The sequence below is a fragment of the Pusillimonas sp. genome, from assembly GCF_035515275.1.
GTDB lineage: Bacteria > Pseudomonadota > Gammaproteobacteria > Burkholderiales > Burkholderiaceae_B > Pusillimonas.
Genome location: NZ_DATJBQ010000051.1, coordinates 38638 through 58889 on the forward strand (window position 1 = coordinate 38638; position 20252 = coordinate 58889).

Sequence of the window (20252 nt, forward strand, 5' to 3'; positions counted from 1 at the left end):
TGTTGATGGCGGCGTCAGGCATCAACGCATCAGCGGATCGAACTGGTCTTTAAGCCCTTCGCCCAACTGGCTGAACGACAGGACGGTAAGAAACAGCACAACCAGCGGCGCGGCCAGCACCCACCAACTGAAATGGATCGAGGCGCGGCCTTCGGCGATCATGCCGCCCCAGGTAGGCGTGTCAGAAGAGATCGATAGGTTCACGAAACTTAGAATGGCCTCGACAATAACGGCGACGCCCATTTCAAGGGCCAGCAACGCCACGACGGTAGGCAGCACATTGGGCAGGACTTCACCCGCCAGGGTGGCCAGGCGAGAAGCACCGCCGATGCGGGCCGAATGGACATAATCCATGCGGGACTGCACCATGGTTTCGGCACGCACAACCCGTGCGAAGCGGGTCCAGTCGATGATGGCAATGGCCAGAATCACTGAAGTAAGCCCGGTGCCCAGCACGGCCACCAGCAAGATGGAAAACAGGACGGGTGGAAATGCCATCCAGATGTCGACCAGCCGCGAAATAATGCGGTCGATCCAGCCGCCGTAATAGCCTGCAAGCAGGCCCAGGGCCGAGCCGAACAGGCACGCGGCACTGGCGGCAATAAGCGCAACGGTAAGCGCAATGCGGGCGCCATAGATCAGGCGGGACAGCACATCGCGGCCCAGGCTGTCGGTGCCCAGCAGATAGCCCGGTTCGGCGCCTTCCAGACCCAGTGGTGGCAAGCGCTCGAGCATCAGGTCTTGGGTAAGCGGGTCGTGCGGTGCAATAAAAGGCGCCAGCATAGCGGCCAGGGCAACCAGTAACAGCCAGCCGGCCGAAAGCCACAGCCGCAGATTGCGTCGGCGCGCACGACGGCGCGGCTCAGTGTGCGTGGTACTAAGGGCCGCTTCAGCCATGGCGCAACCTCGGATTCAAAAAAGTGTAAGCCAGGTCGACAGCCAGGTTCACCAGAATAAATATGGCGGCAAAGGTCAGCACAATACCTTGTATCAGGGGCAGGTCGCGGTTTATGACCGCATCAATGGCCATATTGCCCAGGCCTTCGTAGGCGAACAGGCGCTCGACAATAACTGTGCCACCGATGAGAAACGTAAACTGCACGCCGATCAGGGTAAGGGTGGGCAGGGCGGCATTGCGCAAGGCTTCGCGCAATATGACCTGAGTTTCGGTAAAGCCGCGTACGCGAGCCAGTACTGTGTAGTCAAGCTCGAGCACTTCTTTTAGCCCCTGCTTGAGCAACTGAGAAATAATGGCCGCCAAGGGCAGGGCCAATGCCAGTGCAGGCATGAGCATGTGGCCAAGCAGGTCGGCCACCAGATCGAAGCGTAAGCGAATAATGGCTTCGAACAGATAAAACTGAGTGGTAAACGGCAGGCTCAGGGTGGGCGATATACGCCCCGAAATATGAAGCACGGGCCACAGCACGCCAAACAGCAGAATAAGCAGCAGACCCCAAAGAAAATCGGGTATGGACAGTGTTACGCCATTGAGCAGATCGACCCCGGCTTCGGTAGAACGTCCGCGTTCTTTGGCACCCAAAATGGCAGTGAAGCCCCCCAGGGCGACGGCAATCAGCAGGGCGAGTATGGAAAGTTCGAGCGTGGCAGGCAGACGTTGCAGCACCAGTTCGGAGACAGGCAGACGCAAGGTGATCGAGTTGCCGAAATTACCTTGAATGGCATTGCCCGCCCAGATGACAAATTGCTCGAAAAGCGATTTGTCCAGCCCGTACATGGCGGTTAGCTGCGCAATGTCGGCCTGTGTGGCGCCGGGCGGCAGCATCATGGCAATGGGGTTTCCGGGCGCCACGCGGATCAGCACAAATACGACGATGGCAACGCCGATTAGCGTCAGCACCATCGAGAGGAGCCTGGCAAGAATGGATTTAAGCATTGATGCTACATGTGTTGCTTTGAGGCGGTAACCCCCGCAGGGGTTACCGGAAGAAAGGCAAAAACAGCGAGACGCAAGAGATTACAAAATGGCTTAAGCGGGCTTCATCATGTAGGGGGTAATATCGCCTGTGGCCGCAGGTGGGACAACGATTTTGTCGGTGTGAATCACCGGCATCACATACTGCAATAGAGGAATGACGTAGCCTTGCTCCATGATGTAAGCGTTAACGTCCTTCCAACCTTGTATGCGTTTTGCCTCGTCGGTTTCGCCCCACAAGGGCATGATTTTTTGATCGAGGTCGTCGGTGTCCCACGACGAGTGGGGTGACGGGCCGAACATGGCGTGGCCGGTAGAGGTGGTGGGGTCACCAATGGCGTTGCCCCAGTTGTAGAAGGCTGCCGGCGCAAGTTGGTCGGCCGCCCGAAGCTCGAAGTGCTTGGCGATTTCGTAGATTTCGATCTCGGCTTCAATACCCACCCGGCGCCACATGCCTACAATGGCCTGGATCATTTCGTAGTCTTTGGGCTTGTAGCCGCGCGTGGTCTGTATTTTGAAGCGTACCGGCTTGTCGGGCGAAAAGCCCGAGGCCGCCAGCAACTGCTTGGCTTTTTCAGGGTTGTACTCGAATTTGAGGTTGGGGTCGAACGCGTCGTACTCGGGGGCCTCGAGCGTGGACAGCGGTACGCCGTAGCCGCGTAGCAGGCGGTCGATAATCAGCTTTTTGTCGATGGCATGGTGCGCCGCCAGGCGCACGTTCTTGTCGAGCATGGGGCCCACGTCGTTCAGGAAGATCATGCCTACGTCGGCCACCGGAAACGCCTCGCCCTTGAGCCCGGGCTTTTTCAGCAGACGGTCGTACTCTTCGTAGGGAATTTCGAGGGTGACGTGCGAGTTGCCCGATTCGATTTCGGCCACACGACTGGCGGCATCGGGTACGAACTTGATGGTCACGGTCTTGTATGCAGGCTTGCCGCGCCAGTAGTTTTCGTTGGCCACCAGGCGCACGTAGGCGCCGCGCTCGTAGGCGTCGATTTTGTAGGGACCGGTGCCGATGGGCGCGCGCTCGAAGCCTTCGGGGCCCACTTTTTCGAAGTAGGCTTTGGGCAACACATAGCCGGTCAGGAAGGCCATCCATTTGAACACCGTGGGTTCGTACTCGAGCACGTCGCCCGTTATGACGTTGCCGTCAATTTTGTAATTGCCGAATTTGCCCCACACAAACTGGCCCGGGTTGCCCGATTTGGGGTCGGCGGCGCGTTCAAGCGAGAAAACGACGTCTTCGGGACCGAAGTCGGACCCGTCATGCCACTTGACGCCTTCGCGCACCTTCATGCGAATTTGCTTTTTGTCGTCGCTGAAACCCCATTCGGTCAGCAGGCCAGGGGTAAAGCTAAGATCGGGTTCTTGCTGTATGTAGCGGTCGAACACAGTAAGATAAAGCGGTTGCAGCTTTGGGTTGACCCCCGAAGACCCGGTGGTGGGATCCCAGTTTGGAACGCCGGTGTGGTAGGCAATGACCAGGTTGTCGGCAGTTTGGGCTAGGGCCGGCGCGCCAATCATGGTAAGCGCAGCCAGACTGATACTGGTTTGAAGGAACTCGCGTCGGGTGTGGGCCATGGCTTGTCTCTTGTCGATGTTGTTGTGAACCCCAAAGGAACATATGCCCCCTGGAATCATTGATCTTAAGAGTCAAAGCTTGAAGCTTAAAGTGGTGTTAACCCGGTAAACAAATATTTCGGTCAGCCCAAGTGTTTAATCAGTTCGTCGGCAAGTTCCTGGTAGGCGCGGCCGGCGACGCTACCCGGCGCGGTGGCCACGACGGGCGCCCGCTCGATGCCCATGCGTTCCACCGACGAGGCAAATGGAATCCGGGTTTTTAAAAACCGGCCTTTATACGCCGCCTGCATGGCTCCGATGGTTTCGGAATGCAGGTTTTTAACGCCCTGCGCCATCGAGAAAAAACCCAGCAGTTTTTTTTCGGGCAAATTGTGATCTTTGAAGAAATCAATCAGCTGCTCGAATGTGCGCTGCGAAAGTGTGGTGGGAATGACCGGGATCAGTATGACGTCGGAAGCCCGAAAGATGTTTTCGGACAGTGTCGAGATGCTGGGCGGGCAGTCTAGCAAGATATAGTCATAATCCTTCTGAACTGCCTTCAGGGTCTTTTTGAGCCTGGACTGGCTATTGCGCATCTGCGATAAAAATACGTCGAACTCGCGAAAGTTCATGTTGGCCGGCAAGATATCAAGATTGTCGTAGTCGCTGCCCCGAATCGCCTTGGCGAATTTCTCGACATCCTTGAAAAAAGCGGCTTCATCCAGTTTTTTGGACGGCTTGACGCGAAAGTAGAAGCTGGAAGCCCCCTGAGGGTCGAGATCACAAAGCAAGGTGCGATTACCGGTTGCGGCCAGCGAGTAGGCCAGGTTAACGCAAGTTGCTGTTTTGCCTACCCCGCCTTTGTTCGAATAGCACGCAATTATCTTCATGTGTCGTCGTCCTGTGGCGGCTGCTGAGGTTTGGGCGGTTGAAAAAGCTGTTGGAAGGCATGGCGTATGCCCGGGCGATTGAACCGATTAAGCTGCTTGAGCACCCTGGCGCGTTGCTCGATCTGGCGGCGGTGCAGCACCGCTATCAGCGCACCGACGCTTTGCGCAATTTCCAGGTCGGCGTCAAGGTGCTGTGTGCCCAGCCTGCTTGCAAACAGGCTGAGGTTGTCTTGTTGCACCGAATAGTCGTTGAACAATCCCAGCTCGTCCTGAATGCTTTTTAGCGCTTTAAGCAATGGGCTGAGCTCGGCTTGTGGAAATACCGGGCCGAAAAACTCCATAAGATAGCGAAGCTTTTTACAGTGGATGCGCAGCTCGTGTATTTGTGCGTCGGGCGTGGCAGGAGTGATTCCGCCAGCAATCTTGCGCACCCTGCGATAGCGTTGCCAGATTCGCTCGGTGGCGTAGTCGTGCGCGGCAAGCATGGCGTTGACACCTGGCCTTACACCCCCGCGTCGCGAAAAACGCTTTGCCGCCGCCGTGACTGCACGCGTGTAGGGGGTGCTTTGAAGATGACGCGTCAGGCGGTTTTTTTCGGTGGCTCGCACCTTGGCCAACAAACTGAAAAGGGCGTCAAGGCCGCCATGCAGACTGTCGGGCAACAGGTCGTAGTAGCGCTGCTGTTCCAGCAGGTAGACGTCCAGGTCACGCAGCGCGCCGGTAGGCGCCATGAATGCGGAAAACTCGGCTTTTAGCGCGGTGGTCTGGTCTTCGTCGTACACCCCCTTGAACAAGCTTAATACCGAACGGATCTTACGCAGATGAATGCGATAGTCGTGAAGGAACTCAGTGTCGTAGTCGGCGATAATGCCGAACTCATTGGCCCGCATCAGCGGAATATGGGTGGCGATGATCTTGTTCGCGGCATCAAAGGCGGTGTCATCCTCTTCGATCGGGATTTCGGGCTTGGGGTCATACGTGGGCCGGGGCGGGAAGAGCTGCTTGTAAAGCTCGCTGCATTGCAAGGGCGCGCCGCCCAGGCTCTGGATATGCTCGTGCAGCAAACCAAGCGACTCTTCATAGCCCTTTATGCCATGCAGCTCCACAATCACCGCGCGGTCTTGCGAGGTAACCAGCTGCATCAGGTTGGCCCGGCAGTGTGTTTTACCCTCGTCGTCGATAAAAACGGCCGTGGCTCGGTGCCGCTCGCCGGTTCCTATGGCCAGCAGGCTGCGCAGCGGAGAGGTTTTTCCTAAGGCGCGCTTGACGGGGCCGTCGGCAAATTCGGTGGCGAACCGGGTTTTGTTTGTCGAGGCTTGCGACACCAAGGGAAGCTTGTCGTCGAGCAGTTCAAGGGCGGCGGGGGTTTCAAGCAGCAGACGGTTCGAGCCGCGCAGCGTCTGGTCGAAAGTATCGAGTGCGACAAATGCTGTGGAGTCGGTGCGTGCTTCGTTGGCCGGCATGGGGTCGAGCCCGCCAATGGGTAGCGTGACAAAATCGTTTACCGCGTCGATGGGTAGACAGTACGACCTGCTTATTGAGTTTGCCATTAACTCTTCTGTGCAAATTGACCGGAATAGCCCAGGGCAACGGTCGCGATAACGATGCAGGCATTGTTTCATGCCGTATTGGCAGGGTCAAGGTAGTGGGCTGAACGGCCCAGCCGGTAAGGGCAGGCGCTTATCGGAAGGTAAAGCAGGTCGCATGACCCCCTGCGCTAAGGAGAAAATCGTTGTTTTTTCCCACGTGTTCGCAGCCTTTGAGCGATGGTTTTTTCGGCTTCCACGGCAAAGAACAACACAAGGGCCGCAGTAAGTGTCAACAGCCACTCAACGGGGGTCAGCGCGGCGGACCCAAAGAGGCGCTGCATGGGGGGCCAATAAACATAAGCCAACTGCAAAAACACGGCAATGGCCATGGTCAGCAGCGCATAAGGGTTGCCGAGCAAGCCTTCTCGATCGAGCACTGGGCGTTGCAGGCGGCGGCTGTTGAGCAGGTAAACCACTTCGCACAGCACGATGGTGTTAACGGCCATGGTGCGAGCCACTTCAAGCGACGCGCCACTATCGAGCTTGTACAGAAACAGCGTAACGGCGCCCAGCATCATAAGCAGCGACACAAATATAAGGCGCCATACGAAAAACGGAGTAAACAGCGGCTCTTGCGGAGGGTGCGGCGCTCGACGCATGATGTTTTCGTCGGGTGCATCGAACGCCAGTGCTATGCCCAGCGTGCCGGCGGTGACCATATTGATCCACAACACCTGGGCGGGTGTCAGCGGCAGCGTAAAGCCGGCCAGCAACGCAACGATTACCACCAGAGCTTCGCCGCCGTTGGTCGGCAGCATGAACAGGATGAACTTGCGAAGGTTGTCGTAAACGGCGCGCCCCTCGCGTACGGCTGAGGCAATCGTCGCGAAGTTGTCATCGGCCAGCGTCATGTCCGCTGCTTCGCGCGCGGCATCCGTGCCCTTCAAACCCATGGCCACACCGACGTCGGCGCGTTTTAACGCCGGTGCATCATTAACGCCGTCGCCCGTCATGGCTACGATGTGTCCGCTTTCTTGCATGGCTTGAACCAGCCTCAGCTTGTGTTCGGGGCTTGCCCTGGCGAAGATATCTACCTCGCCGACAACTCGACGCAGTCCGGCATTGTCCATCAGCGAGATTTCAGCGCCGGTCATCGCGGGCTTGCCTACGCCGATGCCCAATTGGGCACCCACGGCCCGCGCTGTGTCGATGTGGTCGCCGGTGATCATTTTTACCCGGATGCCGGCCGTATGGCATTGCGCCACTGCGTAAATCGCCTCTTCGCGCGGGGGGTCGATCATGCCGACCAGCGCCAGCATGACGAAGCCGTGTTGCATGTCGGCCGGCGTTAGCGTGCTCTGCTGCGGGGCAGCCGCCTTGCGGGCAAGCGCCAGCAGCCGTAGGCCGCGCCCGGCAATATCGTTGGCCATGCGCCGCCAATAATCAACGTCTACTTCCCGGGTTGCGTCACCTTCGAGCTGGGTTGTGCACATCGACAATACCTGCTCGGGCGCGCCTTTCGCCAGGATCCAGTCTAGGCCGGCGGCGTCACGGTGATGGGTGGCCATGTAACGGTTTTCGGACTCGAAAGGAATGGAGTCGAGTCTCGTCCAGTCGTCGATAGGGGCTCGCGTTGCGAGGCCCGCCTTGGCACCCAGCACCAGCAGGGCGCCTTCGGTGGGGTCGCCCACAATCTGCCAGCCGCCATCGCCCTGTTCCAGCGTGCTGTCGTTGCAAAGGATTCCGGTTTGCAAGACAGGGATCAAGTCCGCATCAATACGGCCGTCGATTTCATCGCCGTTTTCTGTAAGGAGGCGGCCCTTGGGCTCGTAGCCAACGCCAGTGGCCTGGTAACGGCCGGCGCCTGTAACGATTAGTTGCACCGTCATTTCATTGCGGGTCAGGGTGCCGGTTTTGTCAGAGCAAATAATGGTGACTGAGCCCAGTGTCTCCACGGCCGGCAGGCGGCGAATGACAGCGTGGCGGCGCGCCATGCGCTGGACGCCCAGCGCAAGTATGATGGTCATGATGGCCGGCAGCCCTTCGGGGATGGCCGATGCAATCAAGGCCACGGCCATCAGGAACATATCGGTAAGCGGGTAGCCGCGCACCATCACGCCGAACGCGAAAGTGGCGGCGGCCAGGCCCACAATCACAACGGCCAGATGAAACGAGAAGCGGTTGATCTTGCGCATCAACGGCGTGGCGGCATTTTCGATACCGCTAATCAAGTGACTGATGCGACCGATCTCGGTTTTGAGGCCGGTAGCCACCACTACCCCCACTCCTTGCCCACTGACCACCAGCGTGCCCGAATGGGCGATGCCGCTGCGCTCGCCCAACAGGGCCTTTGCGTCAACGGCATTTGTATTTTTCTCTACTGCCAGCGACTCGCCCGTTAATGAGGCTTCGTCAATGCGCAGTTCGCGCGCATGCAGCAAACGCAGGTCGGCGGGAACTCGATCTCCCGAGGCGATCAGGACGCGGTCGCCGGGCACCAACGTGGCGGCATCCACCTCTTTCCGCTGTCCGCTGCGCACGGCCATGGCGTGCGGCGAAAGCATGCCGCGTATGGCGGAAAGCGCATTCTCGGCTTTGCCCTCTTGCACAAAACCAATCACGGCGTTAACCAGCACCGCACCCCATAGCACACCCGCATCGACCCAGTCGCCCAAAAAGGCTGTGATCACGCCGGCGCCCATCATCAAATAAAGCAACAGATTGTGAAACTGGTGCAGGAACCGGAGCAGGGGGTGGCGAGGCTTGGCCGCAGCCAGTTCATTACGGCCGTAGGTGGCAAGACGGGCTGCAATGTCGGTGTCCGACAGTCCGCTTTCGGGCGACTGCAGTGCTTGCATCACCTGTTCGGGGGGCTGGCTGTGCCAGGGGTTGTTGTCAGAAGGTATGCCGGGGATATTGCACATTGCTTGTGCCTTTGCCGCGCACGCGCGCCGCGTTTAAGCACTGTCGTGTTTGCTGGGAAAGCGGCCCTGAGCCGAACGCTGGGCGAGCCGGACCAGGCGAGGCCTATGCTTTCTTGACGAACATGGTCTTGAGGCTCATTGGGCCAAAGCCATCGACCTTGCAGTCGATATCATGGTCAGCGTCTACCAGACGAATGCCTTTTACCTTGGTGCCCATTTTGATGACGCCGCCCGATCCTTTGAGTTTCAGGTCTTTGATAACCGTGACCGTGTCGCCGTCTTGCAGAACATTGCCTGCTGAATCACGGAAGATCTTTTCGCTGGTGTCTGCCTGAGCTTCGGCGTGCACGGCCCATTCATGTGCGCATTCGGGGCAGACATACGCCGCGCCATCCTCGTAGGTATAAGTAGAATGGCATTGGGGACAGGGGGGGAGTGCGCTCATGAGTATTCCTTGTAAATAGCCGGCGGTGCGAACGCGGCGATCGATGCTACACCAGCTTACCAGTGGTTGGCCGGGCAAATAAATAGCCTTGCATATAACGGACGCCCAAGGCGCTGAGCTGATCACACTCGGCCTGTGTTTCGATTCCTTCGGCAATGATGACGATGTTCAATTTCTGGGCCATGACAATAACACCCGCCACAATGGCCTGTCGTACTGTATTGCTGTCGATGTCGCGGGTAAGCTCCATGTCCAGCTTGAGCACATGGGGCTGGAATCGTGCCAACAGGTTCAAGCCAGAGTAGCCGGCGCCAAAATCATCAATGGCCGTCGTGAACCCGTGTCGATGATATTCTTGGAAGATGTTTACGAGGTGCGTCGGGTTCTCCAGCTGCTCGCCCTCGGTGACCTCAAACATTAGCCTTTCTAGCGGAAAATCGCATCGGCGGGCAGCTTTTAACGTGGCCTGGATACAGGCTGCGGGCTGATATACGGCATTGGGCAAAAAGTTGATGCTCAGCTTGCAGTCCGGCAGATCTTGCAACCCGAGGCTGCTGGCCAGTTCTATGGCCTTGATGCGGCACGACTGATCAAACTGATAACGGTTGCCGTCGTTGACCTGTGCAAGGATGGTCGCGGCCGACTCACCTTGCAGGCCTCGAACCAGTGCTTCATAGGCGTAGGGCCTGCCGGTATGAAGGTCGAGGATAGGTTGAAATGCCATGGTGAAATCAAAATCCAATCCATGTCCGTCCCGGCAAGCCATGCAGCTCGGGGTCAATGAAGGGCGGTCTGTAGATGTGTTTGACATTGGGTCGCTGGGGGATAGGCGTGGGTAATAGGGATGAAGCCGGAGCGGCGTGCGCTCGGCGATCGGCGCTTACAACTCAATTTTCACCGTTCCCTTTCCTTCTGACTTTGCACTATATAGCGCCTTGTCGGCCCGAGCTATCGCTGAGTTCAGTTCTTCTTTAAACGATAGTGCAGTGATGCCGGCGCTTGACCCGAACTCGACCAGATTGATTTTTTCCACTTTAAGTTCAAGGCTGGCATGAACAATTTTTTGAGCCACGCCGTGCGCATGTTCGAGTTGGGTGTCTGGTAACAAGATCACAAACTCGTCGCCGCCAAGGCGGGCTACGAAGTCATCCCGGCGAACGCTCGACAATAACAATGCGGCAAACATTCTCAGTAGCTCGTCGCCGGCAAGATGCCCGTAGGTATCATTAATCTGTTTGAATCGATCCAGATCCAACAAAAGAAGTGCATGGCCGCGTTCTGAGGGCTTGGCTGACAGGCGGTTGAACGCATTTTCCAAGGCACCTCGATTTGGCAGGCCGGTCAGTACGTCCCGATGCGCAAGATGCAAAAGTCGCTCGGTCTGATTGCGCTGTTCGGTGATATTGCGTTGTATCGCGCCGAAATATCGTATTTCGCCGGTCTCATCCGACAATGGAACGATATGCAGGTGCAACCAGTAAGCGGTGCCGTCCTTGTGATAGTTCAGCACTTCTTCACGGCATTCGCGGTGTTGCTGCAATGCACGCCTGATACGGTCCAATGCCTTGCGGTCTGTTCCGGGCCCTTGCAGCATGCGCGGGCTTTGGCCCACTGCTTCTTCGAACGTATAGCCGGAAATCTCGGTGAATGCCTTATTGACATAGACAATTCTGGGCCCAGGGGCATCGATGGGATGAGCGTCGGTAACAATGATGATGTCATCAATGCGCTCTAGCAGGGTCGATAGAAAGCTCGCTGACAGCGGGGGCGCACAGTACATGTAGGGGGGCTCATAAAACAACGGCAACTGTGATCATACCGCCTTGCCCGCAGCCTGCCGCCGGAAAGCTGGGGTGCCAATCGATTTATTCATGTCCGCGTAAGGGCGACAGGCATTTTGTTCCCCGCTCATGGCGCTGAGGGGCAGCACCAAAGGATCGAGTAGGTCAATCGGCGGATGCGCTGATATGAGCGACATTGCTACGATTAAATCCGGCATTTCGTAACAAACGTGACAACGCAAACTTGTTTGGCGATAAGCCGAAGCCGCATCGCAGCGCGCATCAAGGGCCACTATGAACAAGAGAATTGCTCCTGCTCCCGGGCTGTACCGCCTTCGACGGCGCTTGTTCCATTTCGCCGTTTGGTGCAGCGTGGGCTTGGCGGCTTTCGGGTTTGCAAGCGCTGCTCCCCACAAGCAGGCCATATTGCGTGGGGATTTCCAGGAAACAATCAGTCAGAATGTTCTCCTGAGCGGGCTCTTCTCGGAGCGCCGCCGTCTGGCCACCATGGGGGGCGCGGTCGTCGGCTCTGTGGTGTCCGGCAACCCTGGAATGGTCATTGTTGGTGTGTCCGATGGAGCTTTGGACGGAACGCACATTCAGTCGTTGAACATTGCTGTCGGTAAACACAGACCGCCGCCAGAGGTGTGCCTGACCGTACTGACCCGGGACGGCGACTACTGGGCCAACAATCAATACGAACTACCCGCGGATGCAGTGGCAGGCGACGTCGTGTTGCTGCCCTACGAAAAATCCCGTCACCTTCGGGTTCTGCAAAGTTATGCTGACACTGAAATCGCCGTAATGGCATCCAGCGGGCTGTGTGACGCGCCGTCAGGAGAAGCGCTGTTGATAGGCCATGCAGGATCCAGCAGAACCCATGTGCGTCTGTATATCAATTCGTCCGGCGCGACCGATGTCTATGCCTCTTTTCCTGACCGCGACCGAGTTGCTTGTAAAGCGACCGGGCAGACCCGTTTTCGCTATGACTACATCTGCACCCTTGAATGGCCGGCCAACCAGAAGGGGGGTGCCAAAATTACCGTGATTCGCGAGCAATACGGGCAAGATATGCCCGAGGCCTCTGTTGTGGTTGTTCGCGGTGCACCATGACCGACGAGGAAACCGCCGGACCCGCTCCTGACACGGCGACAAGTCGCGTGCCGCTGGTTGCCGGGATAAGGTTGCTTCCCATCATGACGCTGGCCATCTTGCTTTTTTTCGCGGTTGCCTTGATCAACGTGTTACGAAGCGATGTCCCGTGGCAGTTGCACTTGACGGCACAGACGGAAACCATTGAATTCGATTTGATCACGCCTACCCAGTGGAAAATCGGATTCGCGGTAATTTGCATACCCGAGGCTGGTGGCGCGGGCACTTCGCCCAGGGGCGAGACCTCTGTTTGCGGAGGTTCTAACTGGCAACCTTTGCCGGTGGCCGGCACAGCGCTGGCCAGAGGGTTGGAGTTGCGGGCTGACGAGCACAATCCAATTAAAATCAGGATCTCATCCGGGCCGTCGCCATCGTCGCGGCCATCGGGGCTGATTCGAATGACATTACGTCGCGAAGGCGCTTCACTTGGTCTTCTACGCGAGATAGACCGCCCCGTTGTGCGTTTACCTTCCGAGATGAACCTGCTGTGGTTGGCAGCCCCCAGCCCCGCTCAGGCGTCTGTCATTGTGCTGCCGTTTTATGGCACTACAAAAGTTGGGCATGACGTAAGCAGCGGCTTCGGAGAAATGTTGCAAGGCGGAAAGCTGGCCGTCTTTGCCACCTCTGACGAGACCTTGACGGGGCGCAGCCTGGCCGAAGAGTCTGAACTCGCTTTGGGCGACCAGGTAAGGCTGGGCGCCGCCCAAGACAATCAGGGCAACCTGCTGTTTCCTAAAGGGTTCGTTCGCTTCACCACATCAAACCCTACGCACGAGGTCAAGGTACTGGACGTTGCGATGTTTGCACGCGCGGACGCAGTGGAAATCGATCGCTACGGCGGCGGCAATTTTAGTTTCCAGGCCAGTTGGTGGGTCAAAATCAAGCACAAGAGCGGTGTCGTCATCGCCGTCGTGTTAGCGACGGGCTTTTTGACCCTGTTAAGCGCGTTGTTCCAGATTATCCAGGTGGTGTCGACGATAAAAGTAAAGCGCTGGTTCCCTTGATGGAGCCGTCAGGTTTTCTTAGATAAGGCTATTAACGAGCCTGCCGATCACGGCTGCGATTGGCGGAAAGGGGCGATGTGCTAAGGCTAAATATTGGGGCCTGAGCAAAAGAGGGTCGAATTGACCGGGCTGTGGAATTACTTGATCGACAGCATAAGCTGATAGGTATCGGCAGTTGCAGATCGCATAAGCTGACCAACAACGATCTCATAGGTTTGTTTCTGGCTTTTGAATGTGTACTGGTCGCGTGCATCAACCAGGCCAAGTATCGAGAAAACAGTATTCTGGTCTTTGGATGTGATGGCGACGCGCACGTTTTGTCCCTGGCGGGTCGAGAAGTGAAAGCACTGCGTCGCATCGGGGTCAACCGAGTCGGAAATCGTGATTGACGAAGCGCCTGCTTGAAATTGAATCGTCCTGCAGGGCGCTTCGGCCCGTGCAAGCTGGCCGCAGACTGAAGAAGCCATGACGGCAAGCGCAATGGCCAGCGACCGCTGTAGGGTTGAGCTGAGCGCGGGCGTCAGTATTTTCCAACGACGCGGTCGGTCAGGCTTGGGCCTTTGGAATACAGACATGTGGTGAATTCCTGAAGTTGTGGGCTGTATCAGAGCAGCAGTATCGACGTTTGCCTAAGCACACTAATCATTTTGCCGGCGCCGGCCACCACCAAGCTGCGGACGAGACTTTTGAGTGAGCGATTTCCTTGCAGTAATCCTTGTCGGAAAATCTGCTTTCCGCATTTTTTACCCGCACATTGCGCCAAGCCGCCTTGGTATGCACATACTGCTTCATGTCTTTTACCTCGTAATTTGCATCTTCCCGCTCGGCATACGCTTTGATCGGGTCACCCGATATTTTTCCGTCTTCAATCGGCCAGGCGCAGACCATGGCATACCGAGGCAAATCGTCAATGTCGAAAGGCAATTTCGGGGGCATCAATTTCCGGGAGGACTGGGCGAACTGAATTGAGGGAAGATACTCTACATACTGCAGCAATTTGACTTCGCCTGAATCGAACCATCCGAAGGTTGCCGTGCCGCCCGCCGGCGCATCGTCATCCGGCACGATAATGTTTGGGGACAGGGTGAAAAGATTTTCGGACTCGCGGGCGGTACGCTTGTTTTTCCAATATGTCCCGAAAAAATGCATCTGCGCCTCGGGTTTGTAATCGGAGTGTGGGCTACCTTGCGACGGTTCAGCGCCGTAAGCGGGCGACGCGAGCATCAGTGCCGCGCAAAGCAATGGCGTCAGGCGCGTCTTGCGCATTGGCTGGCTGGCCGCGATCAGAAAGACAGTGAGCTTCATGGCCCTACCTCGCTGAGTTGATTCGGGTGCTTTGCCAAACGATCATACTGCTCGTCGAGCTTAGCGCCATCGGGAATTTGGCCTTAATGAGGGGCCTCCAGGTAAAGTTTCTATGCACTGGCGACAAAACAGGCCACGCGTGGTCCATGATGGAAGTCACCCTTCCAAAACACGCAGGCCCTCCACCCCACGACCACCCCTGGGACGAGGCCTACTACGTAACGCAAGGCCGTGTGCGGTTCAAGTTAGATAGCGGAGACCAACTGATTCAAGCCGGTGAATTTCTCTATGCGCCCGGGGGAACCCTGCATGGATTCCAGGGCGACTCTGAAGGGCCGGCCTGCATGCTTATCATGGACGCCCCGGCCCACGCTGAGGCGTTTTTCCGAGATGTCGATCGCGAAGTGAAAGCTCCGGCAGACCGGGAAAAAATTCCCGAAATCGGCAGGCGCAACAGCATATTCTTCCGGATGAAGCAATAGCACGACTCGATGCGTTGTCGAGCGCCCGTTACTTATTTCTAGAAAAGGGCGCTCAACACGCATCGCCAGGCAGTGCCACTGGTTCTGCTTCGGGCATATACTCAACTCAGGTGCGTTTCATAATCGCCGAGGAGGCCATCATGAACCAAAATGCGTCGTTAACTGCCGAGCAATTCAAGGCCAAGACACACCAGGCGTGGAATCACGCGGCCAAAGGGTGGAACAAGTACACACCACAAATTCATCAATGGTTAGCCGCGTCCACCCAGCTTATGCTTGACTTGGCTGAAATAAAGCCTGGGTTTAGTGTGCTTGACGTTGCCGCCGGCGCCGGCGATCAGACGCTGGATGCTGCTCGGCGTGCAGGGGCATCGGGGTCGGTGTTGGCCACCGATATTTCGGAGCTGATTCTTGAACTCGCCCAGGAAAATGCTCAGAAGGCCGGCCTGAACAATGTAGAGACCAAGGTGGCCGACGCCGAGAACCTCGATCTGCCGCCAGCCAGTTTTGACGCGGCAATATGCAGGCTGGGCCTGATGTTCTGTCCCGACCCGCTCAAAGCCCTTCATCAGATGCAACATGCCCTAAAACCGGGTTCGCGCGTCTGCGTCATGGTTTTCTCGCAACCCGAGAAGAACCCTTGCGTTGGCATACTTCTGCAAACAGCTTTCAAATATGCAGGTTTGCCTCCACCCAGCCCTTATCAGCCTGGTGGGTTGTTCAGCCTGGGCAAGCCCGGTCATCTTGACGAGCTTTTTGAATCCGCCGGGTTCGAGAATGTCAGCTCAAGGGCGGTCCAGGCACCGTTCAACTTGCCATCGGCCGGCTCTTATCTAGAGTTCATCCGCAATTCGGCTTCACCCATCATGCAGATTCTTGGGGCCCTGAACGACTCGGACAGAGCCCTGGCGTGGGGCGAAATGGAACAAAAACTTCAAATTTTCGAGACCGAAAGCGGCTGGCAGGGCCCGAACGATTTGCTGCTGACAGCGGGCAGCAAAAAGCCATAGGAATGTCATAAAAAAGCCCTAAGTAATGCCGTTTAGGGCTTGAGTATTGGTGGAGACGAGGAGGATCGAACTCCCGACCTTCGCATTGCGAACGCGACGCTCTCCCAGCTGAGCTACGTCCCCGACGCGAACATTCTACAATTTTTTATTCTTGTCGCGTGCTTTATATTAGAATTATCTAAATAAAAGGCGTGCCTACGTTCGTGCGTACACTATTCGGCGCGTGATAATACCGGCGCATTGCATTCCAGAGCTACAGAATCATCGGCAAGTAGTACGGACAATCATGTCAATCGAATACCCTCAAGACAAAACAAGCGTGCCCTTATTTGAAACGGAACTCCGCCATGCGTCCTGACGCCGACATTCAAAGAAGCGGTGTCTGGTCTCGCTGGCTGCCCATACTTTCCTGGGGGCGGCAATACGACCGCGACCAGTTCGGCGGCGATTTGCTTGCGGCTGCCATTGTCACCTTGATGCTGATTCCGCAAAGTCTGGCGTACGCCATGCTGGCAGGCGTTCCGGCCCAGGCGGGCCTATATGCAAGCATCTTGCCCCTGGTCGCGTATGCCGTGTTCGGCAGCAGCCGTACGTTGGCCGTGGGGCCGGCGGCGGTTACGTCGTTGATGACTGCTGCGGCGATTGGGCAAGTGGCTACGTCGGGCAGTGCGGCATATTGGGAAGCCACCCTGGTGCTTGCTCTTATGTCCGGCCTGATCCTGATATTGATGGGGTTGCTGCGGCTGGGGTTTCTGGCGAACTATCTGAGTCATCCCGTTGTTTCGGGGTTTATTTCGGCTTCGGCCGTGCTGATTGCACTAAGCCAGGTTCGACATGTCCTGGGCATCCCTGCTCAGGGAGGCACGCTGCCTCAATTGCTTCCCTCATTATGGCAAGGCCTGCCGCACACCAATCTGCCTACCCTGGCTCTGGGGTTGGGGGCTTTGGGATTTTTGTGGTGGTCGCGCAGCCGGCTCAAACCCCTGTTGTTGCGCGCAGGGGTTGGGATGCGTTGGGCCGACGCGCTGGCCAAGGCCGGGCCGGTGGCGGCCATAGCGGCTACCACACTGGCGGTGTGGGCTTGGGGGCTGGCCGCTCGTGGGGTAAACGTGGTGGGTAACGTGCCGCAAGGCTTGCCGCCTTTTACCGTACCGGTCTGGAATCCCGCTTTGTGGATGGATCTGGCGCTGCCCGCGTTGCTGTTGGGCGTGGTGGGGTTTGTGGAGTCGATCTCGGTGGGGCAAACACTGGCGGCGAAGCGGCGTCAACGTGTGGTGCCCGACCAAGAGCTGGTGGCCCTGGGAGCCAGCAACGTTGCCGCGGCTTTTAGCGCAGGCCTGCCGGTTACGGGCGGGTTTTCGCGGTCGGTGGTCAATTTTGATGCCGGTGCGCAAACGCCTGCGGCCGGCGTCTATACCGCAGTCGGTATCGCTGCGGTGACCTTGTTGTTTACGCCCGTGCTGCGTTACTTGCCTCAGGCCACGCTGGCGGCAACCATCATCGTTGCGGTGCTGTCGCTGGTTGATTTGGGCACGCTCAAGCGTACGTGGCGCTATTCGCGTTTTGATTTCGCAGTGGTGGCCGGCACCTTGGGTGTTACGTTGGTGGCGGGGGTCGAGGCCGGTTTGATCGTGGGCGTTGCCTTGGCGCTGGTGCTGCATCTTTATCGCAGCAGCAGGCCGCACATTGCCGTGGTGGGCCAGGTGCCGGGCACCGAGCATTTTCGCAATGTGCTTCGTCATAAGGTCGGCACCAGCCCGCATGTATTGGGCTTGCGAATCGACGAAAGCCTGTATTTTGCCAATGCCCGCTACCTGGAAGACCGTATCAATGAGGCCGTTGCCGGCCTGCCCGAGCTGCGCCACGTGGTGTTGCAGTGCTCGGCGATCAATGCCATTGATGCCAGTGCCCTCGAAAGCCTCGAGCACATCGAGGCGCGTCTGGTCGATGCCGGCATCCGCCTGCATTTGTCCGAGCTCAAAGGGCCGGTGCAAGACCGCCTGGCGCGAACCGATTTTTTGCAGAACCTGAGCGGCAAGGTGTACCTTACCCACTACCAGGCCATTGAAGATCTGGCACCCGAAAGCCTGGCCTAGTGCGGTATTCTGGCGGCATGTCTGAATCCACTTTTCAATTCAAAGCTCAGCGGCCGGAAACGGGGGGGCCACCGGTATTGGTTGCTGTGCTGGCGGCCGGCCTGAGTCGACGCATGGGCCCGAAAAACAAGCTGCTGCAGGAAATCGACGGCGCGCCCATGGTGCGCAAGGTCGTTGAACAAGCGCTGGCATCGCTTTGCGAGCGTGTGGTGGTGGTTGTGGGCCACGAAGCACAAAAAGTGCGCGAAGCCCTTTCAGGTTTGAGCGTACAGTTCGTGGACAACCTCGAGTTTCAAGAAGGGCTGGCCGCCTCGGTGCGCGCCGCTGCATCCGCGACCCAGCCGCACGAGGCCTTGTTGGTGTGCCTTGGAGACATGCCGCGGGTTTCGGCAACGGAATTGAACCAGCTTATACATGCCTACTGGCAGCAGCCCGGCAAAGCGGCCTACCAGCCGGGTTTCAAGGGCAAACGGGGCAATCCCGTTCTATGGGCGCCCGCCATGGTGCAGGGGCTGGGTGCCTTGCAAGGCGATGAAGGGGCACGCTCGTTATTGAACGCGCATCGCGACAATGTGCTTGAGGTGCCGGTGCATAGCGACGCCATCTTTATGGATATTGACACGCCCCAAGCGTTGCGGGCCGCGCGTGGGCAAGAGAAGTTTCTGCGTCCGTAGTAGAATTTCGTATTCGAATTTTGGCTTAAGCAATGACTACCATACTTCAGAACGTTCCTGTCGGCCAAAAGGTCGGCATTGCATTTTCAGGCGGCCTCGACACCAGTGCCGCCTTGCTTTGGATGCGCAACAAGGGTTCCATCCCTTACGCCTACACGGCCAATCTGGGTCAGCCTGATGAACCCGATTACGACGCCATTCCACGCAAGGCGCTTGAGTACGGCGCTGAAATCGCGCGTCTTATCGACTGCCGCCAGCAACTCGTTTCCGAAGGTATTGCAGCCTTGCAGTGCGGTGCTTTTCACGTGACCACGGCCGGCGCCACGTATTTCAATACAACCCCTATCGGGCGTGCGGTAACCGGCACCATGCTGGTGGCCGCCATGAAAGAAGACGACGTCAATATCTGGGGCGACGGCAGCACGTATAAGGGCAACGACATCGAGCGTTTTTACCGCTACGGCCTGCTGACCAACCCCAATCTGCAAATTTACAAGCCGTGGTTGGACCAGACCTTTATTGACGAGCTGGGCGGCCGTGCTGAAATGTCAGCGTACATGCGCGAGCACGGTTTCGACTACAAGATGTCAGCCGAGAAGGCGTACTCTACCGACTCCAATATGTTGGGCGCCACCCACGAGGCCAAAGACCTCGAGTTCCTAAATTCGGGCATGCGTATTGTGCAGCCCATTATGGGCGTGGCGTTCTGGCGCGACGACGTTCAAATCAAGGCGGAAGAGATCACCGTTCGCTTTGAAGAAGGGCGCCCGGTTGCGCTGAACGGCCGCGAATACAACGACAGCGTCGAACTGCTGCTTGAAGCGAACCGCATCGGCGGGCGCCACGGCCTGGGCATGAGCGACCAGATCGAGAACCGCATTATCGAAGCGAAAAGCCGCGGCATCTACGAAGCGCCGGGCCTGGCCCTGCTGTTCATCGCCTACGAACGACTGGTTACCGGCATTCATAACGAAGACACCATCGAGCAATATCGCGAAAACGGCCGCAAGCTGGGCCGCCTGCTGTATCAGGGCCGTTGGTTCGACCCACAGGCCATCATGCTTCGCGAGGCCTCGCAGCGCTGGGTGGCGCGCGCGGTTACCGGCGAGGTCACCATCGAGCTGCGCCGTGGCAACGATTACACGTTGCTTAACACCGAGTCGCCCAACCTTACCTACCACCCCGAACGCCTCACCATGGAAAAGGGTGATTCCACGTTTTCGCCACGCGATCGTATCGGTCAGCTCACCATGCGCAATCTCGACATCGCCGACACGCGCGACAAGCTGTTCACCTATACCCAGGCGGGCTTGCTGTCCAGCCAGGGCGAGGCGTTGCCACAGCTTAAAGACGACAGCAAAAAGTAGTCGTCGCCCCATAAACTCCGCGTGCTCGGCGGCTGCTTGGGGCAGCTGGTCACTCGGGGTGCGGTACCCACAAGAAAGGTCGCTTCGGCGACCTTTTTTG

At 57.6% G+C, this 20252-nt stretch carries 19 protein-coding genes and 1 tRNA gene; 7 read left to right on the plus strand and 13 right to left on the minus strand.

What is annotated here, in order from left to right:
- Nucleotides 1-21: 21 nt before the first annotated feature.
- From VL003_RS03500 to VL003_RS03545, 10 genes are all read right to left on the minus strand, one after another.
- Nucleotides 22-897 (minus strand): ABC transporter permease, encoded by an 876-nt coding sequence (locus VL003_RS03500; RefSeq protein ID WP_325439620.1) that lies wholly within the window; start codon nucleotides 895-897, stop codon nucleotides 22-24.
- The gene (locus VL003_RS03505) at nucleotides 890-1894 is read right to left on the minus strand and encodes an ABC transporter permease (RefSeq protein WP_325439622.1); all 1005 of its coding nucleotides are present in this window, start codon (nucleotides 1892-1894) and stop codon (nucleotides 890-892) included. Before VL003_RS03505 ends, VL003_RS03500 begins: the two co-directional genes overlap by 8 nt.
- A 93-nt stretch (nucleotides 1895-1987) precedes the next feature.
- A complete protein-coding gene (locus VL003_RS03510) occupies nucleotides 1988-3514 on the minus strand; it encodes an ABC transporter substrate-binding protein (protein ID WP_325439624.1) in 1527 nt (508 codons plus the stop codon).
- Nucleotides 3515-3636: 122 nt separating this feature from the next.
- The gene (locus VL003_RS03515) at nucleotides 3637-4383 is read right to left on the minus strand and encodes a ParA family protein (protein WP_325439626.1); all 747 of its coding nucleotides are present in this window, start codon (nucleotides 4381-4383) and stop codon (nucleotides 3637-3639) included.
- Nucleotides 4380-5933 (minus strand): CHAD domain-containing protein, encoded by a 1554-nt coding sequence (locus VL003_RS03520; RefSeq protein WP_325439628.1) that lies wholly within the window; start codon nucleotides 5931-5933, stop codon nucleotides 4380-4382. Before VL003_RS03520 ends, VL003_RS03515 begins: the two co-directional genes overlap by 4 nt.
- Before the next feature lie 167 nt (nucleotides 5934-6100).
- A complete protein-coding gene (locus VL003_RS03525; protein ID WP_325439629.1) occupies nucleotides 6101-8836 on the minus strand; it encodes a cation-transporting P-type ATPase in 2736 nt (911 codons plus the stop codon).
- A gap of 103 nt (nucleotides 8837-8939) precedes the next feature.
- Nucleotides 8940-9281, minus strand: coding sequence for a zinc ribbon domain-containing protein YjdM (locus VL003_RS03530; RefSeq protein WP_325439631.1), 342 nt, complete (start codon nucleotides 9279-9281; stop codon nucleotides 8940-8942).
- Between the two features lie 46 nt (nucleotides 9282-9327).
- On the minus strand, nucleotides 9328-10005 hold the full coding sequence (locus VL003_RS03535; protein WP_325439633.1) for an EAL domain-containing protein: 678 nt from the start codon (nucleotides 10003-10005) through the stop codon (nucleotides 9328-9330).
- A 156-nt stretch (nucleotides 10006-10161) separates the two neighbouring features.
- Nucleotides 10162-11061 (minus strand): sensor domain-containing diguanylate cyclase, encoded by a 900-nt coding sequence (locus tag VL003_RS03540; protein WP_325439635.1) that lies wholly within the window; start codon nucleotides 11059-11061, stop codon nucleotides 10162-10164.
- A 33-nt stretch (nucleotides 11062-11094) separates the two neighbouring features.
- Entirely contained in the window at nucleotides 11095-11364 is a 270-nt protein-coding gene (locus VL003_RS03545) for a hypothetical protein (RefSeq protein WP_325439637.1), read from the minus strand.
- Here VL003_RS03545 and VL003_RS03550 point away from each other — a divergent pair.
- A complete protein-coding gene (locus tag VL003_RS03550) occupies nucleotides 11357-12175 on the plus strand; it encodes a hypothetical protein (RefSeq protein ID WP_325439639.1) in 819 nt (272 codons plus the stop codon). The two genes, VL003_RS03545 and VL003_RS03550, sit on opposite strands and share 8 nt — an antisense overlap.
- Complete coding sequence (locus VL003_RS03555) at nucleotides 12172-13218, plus strand: hypothetical protein (protein ID WP_325439641.1); 1047 nt, start codon at nucleotides 12172-12174, stop codon at nucleotides 13216-13218. The genes VL003_RS03550 and VL003_RS03555 overlap by 4 nt, the downstream gene beginning before the upstream one ends.
- A 137-nt stretch (nucleotides 13219-13355) precedes the next feature.
- Here the strand turns inward: VL003_RS03555 and VL003_RS03560 are convergent, their stop codons facing one another.
- Both VL003_RS03560 and VL003_RS03565 read right to left on the minus strand, forming a co-directional pair.
- Complete coding sequence (locus tag VL003_RS03560; RefSeq protein ID WP_325439643.1) at nucleotides 13356-13793, minus strand: hypothetical protein; 438 nt, start codon at nucleotides 13791-13793, stop codon at nucleotides 13356-13358.
- A gap of 67 nt (nucleotides 13794-13860) precedes the next feature.
- On the minus strand, nucleotides 13861-14523 hold the full coding sequence (locus VL003_RS03565; protein ID WP_325439645.1) for a hypothetical protein: 663 nt from the start codon (nucleotides 14521-14523) through the stop codon (nucleotides 13861-13863).
- Between the two features lie 26 nt (nucleotides 14524-14549).
- On the opposite strand from VL003_RS03565, the gene VL003_RS03570 reads away from it, so the two are divergent.
- Both VL003_RS03570 and VL003_RS03575 read left to right on the plus strand, forming a co-directional pair.
- Nucleotides 14550-15005 carry a cupin domain-containing protein gene (locus VL003_RS03570; RefSeq protein ID WP_414708229.1) on the plus strand — a complete coding sequence of 152 codons (456 nt, stop codon included), beginning with the start codon at nucleotides 14550-14552 and terminating at the stop codon, nucleotides 15003-15005.
- Nucleotides 15006-15115: 110 nt separating this feature from the next.
- Nucleotides 15116-16015, plus strand: coding sequence for a class I SAM-dependent methyltransferase (locus VL003_RS03575; protein ID WP_325439649.1), 900 nt, complete (start codon nucleotides 15116-15118; stop codon nucleotides 16013-16015).
- 47 nt (nucleotides 16016-16062) lie between these two features.
- On the opposite strand, the gene VL003_RS03580 is transcribed toward VL003_RS03575, so the two are convergent.
- Nucleotides 16063-16138 (minus strand) — tRNA-Ala (locus VL003_RS03580).
- Nucleotides 16139-16362: 224 nt separating this feature from the next.
- Between VL003_RS03580 and VL003_RS03585 the strand changes: the two genes are divergently transcribed.
- The 3 genes from VL003_RS03585 to argG are packed head-to-tail and all read left to right on the plus strand — an operon-like array spanning nucleotide 16363 to nucleotide 20152.
- The gene (locus VL003_RS03585; protein ID WP_325439651.1) at nucleotides 16363-18111 is read left to right on the plus strand and encodes a SulP family inorganic anion transporter; all 1749 of its coding nucleotides are present in this window, start codon (nucleotides 16363-16365) and stop codon (nucleotides 18109-18111) included.
- 17 nt (nucleotides 18112-18128) lie between these two features.
- Nucleotides 18129-18785: a nucleotidyltransferase family protein gene (locus VL003_RS03590; protein WP_325439653.1), complete on the plus strand. Its 657-nt coding sequence runs from the start codon at nucleotides 18129-18131 to the stop codon at nucleotides 18783-18785.
- A 32-nt stretch (nucleotides 18786-18817) separates the two neighbouring features.
- Nucleotides 18818-20152 (plus strand): argininosuccinate synthase, encoded by a 1335-nt coding sequence (argG, locus tag VL003_RS03595; protein WP_325439655.1) that lies wholly within the window; start codon nucleotides 18818-18820, stop codon nucleotides 20150-20152.
- The last annotated feature ends 100 nt before the right edge of the window (nucleotides 20153-20252 follow it).

Excerpts from the sequence above, each read along its gene's own strand:
- VL003_RS03515 (WP_325439626.1), bottom strand. The coding sequence starts at position 4,383 with ATGAAGATAATTGCGTGCTATTCGAACAAAGGCGGGGTAGGCAAAACA.
- VL003_RS03540 (WP_325439635.1), bottom strand. The coding sequence starts at position 11,061 with ATGTACTGTGCGCCCCCGCTGTCAGCGAGCTTTCTATCGACCCTGCTA.
- VL003_RS03565 (WP_325439645.1), bottom strand. The coding sequence starts at position 14,523 with ATGAAGCTCACTGTCTTTCTGATCGCGGCCAGCCAGCCAATGCGCAAG.
- VL003_RS03500 (WP_325439620.1), bottom strand. The coding sequence starts at position 897 with ATGGCTGAAGCGGCCCTTAGTACCACGCACACTGAGCCGCGCCGTCGT.
- VL003_RS03560 (WP_325439643.1), bottom strand. The coding sequence starts at position 13,793 with ATGTCTGTATTCCAAAGGCCCAAGCCTGACCGACCGCGTCGTTGGAAA.
- VL003_RS03505 (WP_325439622.1), bottom strand. The coding sequence starts at position 1,894 with ATGCTTAAATCCATTCTTGCCAGGCTCCTCTCGATGGTGCTGACGCTA.
- VL003_RS03585 (WP_325439651.1), top strand. The coding sequence starts at position 16,363 with ATGCGTCCTGACGCCGACATTCAAAGAAGCGGTGTCTGGTCTCGCTGG.
- VL003_RS03520 (WP_325439628.1), bottom strand. The coding sequence starts at position 5,933 with ATGGCAAACTCAATAAGCAGGTCGTACTGTCTACCCATCGACGCGGTA.
- VL003_RS03590 (WP_325439653.1), top strand. The coding sequence starts at position 18,129 with ATGTCTGAATCCACTTTTCAATTCAAAGCTCAGCGGCCGGAAACGGGG.
- VL003_RS03530 (WP_325439631.1), bottom strand. The coding sequence starts at position 9,281 with ATGAGCGCACTCCCCCCCTGTCCCCAATGCCATTCTACTTATACCTAC.
- VL003_RS03555 (WP_325439641.1), top strand. The coding sequence starts at position 12,172 with ATGACCGACGAGGAAACCGCCGGACCCGCTCCTGACACGGCGACAAGT.
- VL003_RS03550 (WP_325439639.1), top strand. The coding sequence starts at position 11,357 with ATGAACAAGAGAATTGCTCCTGCTCCCGGGCTGTACCGCCTTCGACGG.
- VL003_RS03535 (WP_325439633.1), bottom strand. The coding sequence starts at position 10,005 with ATGGCATTTCAACCTATCCTCGACCTTCATACCGGCAGGCCCTACGCC.
- VL003_RS03510 (WP_325439624.1), bottom strand. The coding sequence starts at position 3,514 with ATGGCCCACACCCGACGCGAGTTCCTTCAAACCAGTATCAGTCTGGCT.
- argG (WP_325439655.1), top strand. The coding sequence starts at position 18,818 with ATGACTACCATACTTCAGAACGTTCCTGTCGGCCAAAAGGTCGGCATT.
- VL003_RS03525 (WP_325439629.1), bottom strand. The coding sequence starts at position 8,836 with ATGTGCAATATCCCCGGCATACCTTCTGACAACAACCCCTGGCACAGC.